The organism is Promineifilum sp. (SeqCode), from assembly GCF_041918635.1.
Taxonomy (GTDB): Bacteria; Chloroflexota; Anaerolineae; order Promineifilales; family Promineifilaceae; genus Promineifilum.
In genome coordinates this window covers 1-7,832 of sequence record NZ_JAYRVJ010000416.1, presented here as the reverse complement: position 1 = coordinate 7,832, position 7,832 = coordinate 1, and the positions used below count along the sequence as shown (strand labels likewise).

Sequence of the window (7,832 nt, the reverse complement as noted above, 5' to 3'; positions counted from 1 at the left end):
CGGGTACAGCCGCCGACCACGATCATCTGGGGCATGAAGGATTTCGCCCTGCGCGGCGTCATGGCCGCGGAAAGCGCCGCGCTATGCACCTGGGGCGAGCTCATCGAGCTAGAGGACAACACCCATTGGGTACAGCACGAGGCGGCCGGCCTCGTCAACGAGATTTTACTCACGCGCTTTTCGCGGTCTCAGCAGACCTCAGAGGTCTAGACAACGATGCGCCTGCGCTCCGACCTCCTCCTGCTGCTGACGGCCATCATCTGGGGCTTCGCCTTCGTTTCCCAACGGCTGGGCATGGAGCACGTTGGGCCGTTTACCTTTAACGCCGTGCGTTTCGTCATTGGCGGCCTGGTGTTGCTCCCGTTCATCTGGCTGCTGGATCGGCAGCGCGGGCGCGAGGGGCGACCGCTCGTGCCGTGGCGCAGCCGGACGCTGCTGCGGGGCGGCGCGGCGGCCGGCGCGGTGCTGTTCTCCGCAGCCACCTTGCAGCAAATGGGATTGGCCTATACGACCGCCGGCAAGGGCGGCTTCATCACCAGCCTCTACGTCGTCCTCGTCCCGCTGCTCGGTCTGGCAATCGGCTATCGTCCGACGGCGGCTACGTGGATCGGGGCCATTCTGGCCACCGTTGGCCTCTACTTCCTGACCATGCAGGGCAGCTTCCACATGCAGTGGGGCGATCTGCTGGTGCTGATGGGGGCTTTCCTGTGGGCGGCTCACATGCTGCTGCTGGGCCGCCTGTCGCCGGGGGCCGACCCGGTGAAACTGGCCTTTGTGCAGTTTATGGTCTGCGCCGCGCTCAGCGCCGCCGCGCTGCTGACTGAGACGATCAGCGCCGCCGATCTGCGATTGGCGATGGGGGCCATCCTCTTCGCGGGCGTTCTGTCCGTGGGCGTCGGCTACACCTTGCAGGTCATCGCCCAGCGTCACGCGCCGCCGGCCGACGTGGCCATCATCCTGAGCCTGGAGGCGGTCTTCGCCGTTGTGGGCGGTTGGCTACTGCTGGGCGAGCAACTCAGCCCACGCGGCCTGCTCGGTTGCGCCCTCATGTTGGCCGGCATTCTGATCTCACAGCGGGAGGGGATCGAAGAGCCGGGGAGCAAGGGAGCGGGGGAGCAGGGGAGCATCCAACAAGCAACCAACGACTAACGACCACTGACCCACTGACCCACTACTTACTTCTTACTGACCACTATGGAGTACCCCACCGCCACACTGATTCTCAAACCAGGCCGCGAGAAGCCCGTGCAGCACCGCCACCCCTGGGTCTTCTCCGGGGCCATCGCGCGCATGACGGGCAGCCCGCAGCCCGGCGACCTGGTCGCCATAGCCAACCACCGCGGCGCGGCGCTGGGGACGGCCTATTACAACCCGAAATCCCAGATTCAGGCGCGCATTCTCTCCTGGGACCCGGCCGAATCCATCGACGACGACTTCTGGCGCGGCCGGCTGGCGCGGGCGGTGCGGGGGCGGGCGCTGCTGGGACTGAAAAGAGAGCCGGGGAGCAGGGGAGCAGGGGAGCAGGGGAGCAGTGCAGACACAAGCGATCAGCGATCACCAACGGCTGACCCACTGAATACTGCCGCACTGACCACTGGCCACCGGCCACTGACCACTGCCTACCGCCTCATCAACGCCGAAGCCGACGGCCTGCCCGGCCTAATCGTTGACCGCTATGGCGACTATCTGGTCATGCAATGCCTGACGCTGGGCATCGACCGGCGCAAGGAGCGGCTGGCCGGTCTGCTGGCGGAACTGCTGGCCCCGGCCGGCATCCTGGAGCGCTCCGACGTGGACGTGCGCGCCAAGGAGGGGCTGCCGCAGGTGGCCGAGTTGCGCCACGGCCAGGCCCCGCCGCCGGAACTGACGATTCGCGAGAACGGCCACGCCTTCCCGGTGGACGTGTGGCGCGGCCACAAGACGGGCTTCTACCTGGATCAGCGCGACAACCGCGCCGCCGCCGGCCGGCCGGAATTCCTGGCCGGCGAGGTGCTCAACGTGTTCGCCTACACCGGCGCGTTCGGCGTCTACGCCGCGGCGGCCGGCGCGCCACGGATCACTCAGGTTGACAGCTCCACCCCGGCGCTGGAGATGGCCGAGCGGGCCATGCAGCTCAACGGCTTCGAGCGGCCGGACGACGAGTACATCGCCGGCGACGCCTTCGAGGTGCTGCGCTACTACCGCGAGGAGGGGCAGCAGTTCGACGCCGTCATCCTCGACCCGCCCAAGTTCGCCTACAGCCAGGGCCAGATCGACCGCGCCTGCCGCGGCTACAAGGATTTGAACTGGCTGGCCTTGCGCCTGCTGCGCCCCGGCGGGACACTGGTGACATTCTCCTGCTCCGGCCTGGTCAGCGCTGACCTGTTTCAGAAGGTCGTCTTCGGCGCGGCGGTTGACGCCGGCCGCGACGTGCAGGTCTTGCACCACCTGGGCCAGTCGGCCGATCACCCGGTGCTGCTCTCCTTCCCTGAGTCGGCCTACCTCAAGGGCCTACTCTGCCGCGTCTGGTAAGCCAACAAACCTGACAGATGCAATAGATACCTCTGCGCCCTTTCTAAAATCTGCGTAATCTGCGAAATCTGCGGATTCTTCCTTCTTACTTATGCGCGTCTCGGTCATCATCCCCAGCCTCAACGCCCCTACCCTCTCGCGAGCGCTGAACGCCGTCCTGGCCCAGTCTCAACCGGCCGACGAGATCATCGTCGTCGGCCGCGACGAGGCGGGCGCGCTGGCCGCTTGCCCCACGGCGCGCTTCATCGACACCGGCGCGCCGGTCTGCGCCGCGCGGGCCCGCAACCTGGGCATGGCCGCGGCGACCGGCGACCTCTTCCTGCTGCTCGACGCCGACTGCATCCCCCGCCCCGACTGGCTGGCCCAGCACGCGGGGCGGCAGGCGGCCGGCGAGCGCGTGGTCGGCGGCGCGGTGGCGCTCCAGGGCAGCAACTACTGGGCGCAGAGCGACAACGTGTCCATGTTCCACGAGTTCGTGCCGCAACACCCGCCCGGCCCGCGCTTCCTGCTGCCGACGCTCAACCTGAGCGTCCGGCGCGAAGTCTTCGAGAGGGCCGGCGGCCTGGATGAATCCTTTCCCGGCGCGGCAGCCGAGGACGCCGACTGGACGATCCGCATCCGGCGCGCCGGCTACCGGCTGTACTTCGAGCCGGCGGCCATGGTGGCCCACGCGCCGGCGCGCACGACCCGGCATGACGTGGCCCGCCACTGGCGCAACCTGGGCCACAACGCCATTCGCGTCCGGCTGCGTTACGCCGACGAGTTCGGCACGCCGCGCGGGGCGCGCCGCGCCGGCTGGTGGCGGGCACTCTCGCCGCTCATCGCCGCGCGCATCACCGCCGGCATCTACGCCGACCGCGCCCTCTGGCCCCACTGGCGCAGCCTGCCGGTGGTCTACTGGACGAAGCTGCTCTACTGCCTTGGCGCGGCGCGGGCCATCGACAGCGGTTTCGCCACCCAGCCATGACCCCCACCCCACCCGTCACCATCATCATCGTCGCCTGGAACCAGTTGGAGAAGACGCTCGACTGTCTGGAGACGGTCGCCGCGCTGACCTACCCGCGCGTCCACACGCTGCTGGTGGACAACGGCAGCGAGCCGCCGCTGGCCGGGGCCGTCGGCGCGCGCTTCCCGGCGGTCGAGGTGCTGCGGCTGCCGCGCAACCTGGGCTTTGCCGGCGGCTACAATGCCGGGCTGCGCCGGGCGCTGGCGGGCGAGGGCGAGCTGTTCCTGCTGCTGAACAACGATACGCTGGTGGCGCGCGACGCGCTGGCGCGACTGGTCGAGGAGATGGGGACAGCGGCCAATATCGGCCTGGCGACGGCCAAAATTTACTACGCCGCCGACCCACGCCGCATCTGGACGGTCGGCGCGAACCTCAACGTCTTCCTCGACCTGAAGGACAAGGGCGACGGCCAGCTGGACGAGGGGCAGTGGCGCGAACCGCGCGACGTGGATTTCGCGCCGTTCTGCGGCATCCTGTTGCGGCGTGCGGTGGTCGAGAGCGTCGGCCTGCTGGACGAGGCGTTCTTCCTCTACTACGAAGATATGGACTACTGCCGCCGCGCGCGCGGCGCGGGCTGGCGCATCCGGCTCTGCCCCGCGGCCCACATTCACCACGCCGTCTCGGCCAGCAGCGGCGGGCGCGATAGCCCACCGGAACGGTACTGGATGGCCCAGAGCAGTGGGCGCTACTTCCGCAAGCACGGCTGCGGCCCGCGCATGCTGCTTATCGTCCCCTTCCGGCTGGCGAGCGCTCTGAAGATGACGGCCCGGCTGCTGCTGACCGGCCGGCGCGTCGCCCTGCGCGCCTATTGGGCCGGGCTGTGGGCCGGCTGGCGCACCGGCCGGGCGACGACCCTGCCGCCAGCATGGATCATCTCACGCAAAGACGCAAAGAACGCAAAGTAAAGAACGTCTCTTCTCTTGGCGTTCTTTGCGCCTTTGCGTGAGATTCTTCTAAACCACCTCGATGGCCGCCTGCAGGAAGCGCCGCGTGCCGGCCAGCAGGCGGTAGTGGAAGCGATAGGAACTCTCGAAGTCGCCCAGCGCCCGGAATTCGTGCGTCACACCATAGGCCGACCCCAACTCATCGAACAGGATCACATCGCCCGCTTTCAGTCGCTTGCCCAGCGCGGTCAACACGTAGAGCGTGGAACTGTACAGGTCGGCGTCCAGATGGATGACCGTGCGTCGGTCGAGCGGGTGGCGCGACAGAAAGTCACCCAACGTATCCTGGAACAAGCCGACTTCCAGCGCCACGCGCGAATCCTCGAAGTCGGGCAGCTTGCCCCCGGTCGTGAACGTGCCCGGCGGCAAGCCAACCCAGGCGTCGGGCAGGCCGGTGAACGTGTCAAACCCATAGAAGCGCGAGGCCGGGTCGGCGTTGTGCTCCGCCCACCAGCGCAGCGACTCGCCGTGGAAGACGCCGAACTCCAGGAAGTCAATCGTCCCGCCCAGGCCGTGCGCGTCGATGACGTACTGGTACAGATCGTAGCGGCTGTCGAACACGGGCGCGGCGGCGTTGGCCTTCGACCAGTGGTAGAAGCGGGCGGCATAGGCGGCGCGCAGGAACAGCTCGTCGGCCGGGCGCGCCAGCCCATAGAGCCTTGATTTCAGCGACGGCGACCAGCGGTGGGCGCCGGCTTTCGTTTGCTCACTCATGATAAATCAGTGAAGCCTTTCTAGTCGGGATGGACGCCAATGTTACCACGCCCTCCAGCGGGTGAACAGGCTGCGCGATGGGGGAACAGCATGCTGATGAACGCTGATTGGCGGCGGCGACGCTCACCGATAAAATGACAGGGTTATCTACATCCGCGTGGCGCAGGTTTATTAACCTGCGCGAGGCCAACAGCCAAACTGGATGCGGGGGTGCACCGATGCGATTGGGACGAGAAGGGCAACTGGCCCTGCTGCCCCGCTGGGTCAGCGAAAAACTGGACGTTCATCTCTGGGAGACGAACCGGCTCCTGGAGCAGGCGCGGCGCGAGCTGCCGGCCGGCGCGCGCCTGCTGGACGCCGGCTCCGGCGAGGGGCAGTACCGCCACTACTTCGAGCACCTGCGCTACACCGGCGTTGACCTGGCCGTGGGCGACCAGACGTGGGACTACACCGGGCTGGATACCCAGGCCGACCTGTCGCGCCTGCCGTTCGCCGACGACCGCTTCGACGCCGCCGTCTGCTTCCAGGTGCTGGAGCACGTCAACGAGCCGGCGCGGGTCATCGGCGAGATCGGGCGCGTCCTGCGGCCCGGCGGCCGGTTCTACCTGTCGGCCCCCATGGCCTGGCACCAGCACCAAAAGCCCCACGACTTCTTCCGCTACACTTCGTTCGGCTTCACGCACCTGATCGAGAAGAGCGGTATGCGTGTGGTCGAGATGCGGCCCTGGGGCGGTTACTTCTGGTTCCTGTCGTTCAACTTCCAGATGATGCACGACCGCCTCTTCCCGCGCGGCGACAACGACCTGGCCTATCTGCTGAAGCTGCCGCTCATCCTGCCCGTCTATCTCGTGTTCTTCCTGCTGTTGCCGCTGCTGCTCTTCTACCTCGACCGCCTGGACAAGGTCAAAGACCACACCCTGGGGTGGGCATGCATCGCCGAGAAGCTCCCCGCCGATGAACACCGTCCAGCGTCTCCTTAGCAACACCGTTCTGGCCTTCATCAGCAGTATCGTTGTCAAGGCCGGCAACGCCCTGTTGTTCATCCTCATCGGCCGCTGGCTAGGCCCTGGCGAGTCGGGCGCGTTCAGCCTGGCGACGACCTACTACACGTTCGTCTTTGGCCTGTCGGCGCTGGGGCTGCACGAGATCATGGTGCGCGACCTGCCCGCGCGCCGCGACGAGAGCGGGCGCTACCTGGTCAACTACCTGACCCTGCGGCTGCTCCTGTCGGTCGCCGCCTATGGGCTGCTGCTCCTCGGGCTGCGCCTCTTCTCCCCCTACTCCGCGACGACGACCCAGATCATCCTGATCCTGTCGCTGGCGGTCATCCCCGAAGCGGTCTTCAGCATTTGCCAATCGCTGTTCGAGGCCCACGAGCGGCTGGTCACGCCCATGCTGGCCTCCATCGCCAGCAGCGGCGTCAAGCTGCTGGCCGGCTTCTGGCTGCTGCGCCAGGGGGCGCAGGTCGTCCAGATCGCCTGGGTCATCCCCATCGCCAGCGCGGCCAGCCTGATCGTCTTCGCGCCCGGCCTGGCGCGCCTGTTCCGCCGCGTGCCGCAACGCCTGCCGGCCCGGCTCGACGCGGCCTTCGTGCGCCTCCAGTTGGGCTACACGCCCAGCTTCTTTGTCATCCAGTTCTTCTCCCTGCTCGACTACCAGTCCGATGCCCTGCTCATCTCGCTGATGCTGAGCGAGGAGGCGCTGGGCCACTACACCGCCGCCCAGACCATCCTGCTGGCCTTCAACCTCATGCCGCTGGCCATCCGCACCGCGGTCTACCCGCTGATGAGTCGCTACTACCACGAAGCGCCCGATAAGCTGGCCGTGCTCTACGACAAGATCAGCCGCTACCTGTTCGCGCTGGTCTTGCCGCTGGCGACCGGCGTCACGCTGCTGGCCGCGCCCATCATCGCCCTGGTCTTCGGGCCGGGTTTCGAGCCGGCCGTGCCCGTCCTGCAAATCTGTATCTGGGCCATCGTCTTCCTGTTCCTCAACGTGCCCCACGCCCGGCTGCTGCTTATCCACCACAAGCAGCGTGAGGCGGCGCGGATGCTGGGCGGGGTAACGCTGCTCAACGTGGCCCTCAACCTGCTCCTCATCCCGCGGGCAGGCATCGCCGGTGCGGCGGTGGCCCGGCTGCTGTCCAGCTTCGCCCTCTACGCCAGCTTCTACGCCTACACCCACGCGACCGTCATGAAGCTGAGCGGACGGCCCTCGCTGGCCCGGCCGCTGCTGGCCAACGCGCTGATGGCCGCCGCCGTCTGGTGGCTGCGGGCGTTCCCCCTGCCCGCGTCCATTGCCGCCGGCGTGGTCGTTTACGCCGCGGCGGCGCTGCTGCTGGGCATTGTGCCGCCGCAAGACCTGGTTTACTGGCGCGAAATCGTCCGCCGGCGCGACTAATCGGGTGATTACTCCCCGGAATACTCCAAATGGCTTATTGACCCGGCCCGCCCATCCCGTAGAATGGTACTGATTGCTAAACTATCTTCATACCTCTTTAAGGAGATGAACATGTTGAAGAAGACTCTCGTCCTGGTAATTGCGCTGCTGCTGCTGGCCGGTATCGGCGTAGTCGGCGCGCAGAGCGGCAACCTGCCCGGTTCCGGCTGGTGGTCTGGACAGCAGATCCAGAACGTCGGCACGGCCACGACCGACGT

At 67.2% G+C, this 7,832-nt stretch carries 8 protein-coding genes; 7 read left to right on the top strand and 1 reads right to left on the bottom strand.

What is annotated here, in order from left to right:
* The 5 genes from ACE3UY_RS13000 to ACE3UY_RS12980 form a co-directional block, all read left to right on the top strand.
* Window positions 1-210 (top strand): alpha/beta fold hydrolase (locus ACE3UY_RS13000; RefSeq protein WP_374687937.1); only part of this gene is annotated, 210 nt, incomplete at its 5' end.
* Window positions 211-222: 12 nt separating this feature from the next.
* Complete coding sequence (locus ACE3UY_RS12995; RefSeq protein WP_374687938.1) at window positions 223-1,149, top strand: DMT family transporter; 927 nt, start codon at window positions 223-225, stop codon at window positions 1,147-1,149.
* A gap of 45 nt (window positions 1,150-1,194) precedes the next feature.
* A complete protein-coding gene (locus ACE3UY_RS12990; protein WP_374687936.1) occupies window positions 1,195-2,511 on the top strand; it encodes a class I SAM-dependent rRNA methyltransferase in 1,317 nt (438 codons plus the stop codon).
* 91 nt (window positions 2,512-2,602) lie between these two features.
* Window positions 2,603-3,478 carry a glycosyltransferase family 2 protein gene (locus ACE3UY_RS12985; RefSeq protein WP_374687935.1) on the top strand — a complete coding sequence of 292 codons (876 nt, stop codon included), beginning with the start codon at window positions 2,603-2,605 and terminating at the stop codon, window positions 3,476-3,478.
* Window positions 3,475-4,422: a glycosyltransferase family 2 protein gene (locus ACE3UY_RS12980; RefSeq protein WP_374687934.1), complete on the top strand. Its 948-nt coding sequence runs from the start codon at window positions 3,475-3,477 to the stop codon at window positions 4,420-4,422. Before ACE3UY_RS12985 ends, ACE3UY_RS12980 begins: the two co-directional genes overlap by 4 nt.
* Window positions 4,423-4,470: 48 nt before the next feature.
* Here the strand turns inward: ACE3UY_RS12980 and ACE3UY_RS12975 are convergent, their stop codons facing one another.
* A complete protein-coding gene (locus ACE3UY_RS12975; protein ID WP_374687933.1) occupies window positions 4,471-5,175 on the bottom strand; it encodes a TylF/MycF/NovP-related O-methyltransferase in 705 nt (234 codons plus the stop codon).
* Window positions 5,176-5,393: 218 nt separating this feature from the next.
* On the opposite strand from ACE3UY_RS12975, the gene ACE3UY_RS12970 reads away from it, so the two are divergent.
* Window positions 5,394-6,155 carry a class I SAM-dependent methyltransferase gene (locus ACE3UY_RS12970; RefSeq protein ID WP_374687932.1) on the top strand — a complete coding sequence of 254 codons (762 nt, stop codon included), beginning with the start codon at window positions 5,394-5,396 and terminating at the stop codon, window positions 6,153-6,155.
* Window positions 6,130-7,575: a flippase gene (locus tag ACE3UY_RS12965; protein WP_374687931.1), complete on the top strand. Its 1,446-nt coding sequence runs from the start codon at window positions 6,130-6,132 to the stop codon at window positions 7,573-7,575. The genes ACE3UY_RS12970 and ACE3UY_RS12965 overlap by 26 nt, the downstream gene beginning before the upstream one ends.
* Window positions 7,576-7,832 lie beyond the last annotated feature (257 nt).

Coding starts and splice junctions, on each gene's coding strand:
- ACE3UY_RS12965 (WP_374687931.1), top strand. CDS start 6,130: ATGAACACCGTCCAGCGTCTCCTTAGCAACACCGTTCTGGCCTTCATC.
- ACE3UY_RS12990 (WP_374687936.1), top strand. CDS start 1,195: ATGGAGTACCCCACCGCCACACTGATTCTCAAACCAGGCCGCGAGAAG.
- ACE3UY_RS12970 (WP_374687932.1), top strand. CDS start 5,394: ATGCGATTGGGACGAGAAGGGCAACTGGCCCTGCTGCCCCGCTGGGTC.
- ACE3UY_RS12975 (WP_374687933.1), bottom strand. CDS start 5,175: ATGAGTGAGCAAACGAAAGCCGGCGCCCACCGCTGGTCGCCGTCGCTG.
- ACE3UY_RS12985 (WP_374687935.1), top strand. CDS start 2,603: ATGCGCGTCTCGGTCATCATCCCCAGCCTCAACGCCCCTACCCTCTCG.
- ACE3UY_RS12980 (WP_374687934.1), top strand. CDS start 3,475: ATGACCCCCACCCCACCCGTCACCATCATCATCGTCGCCTGGAACCAG.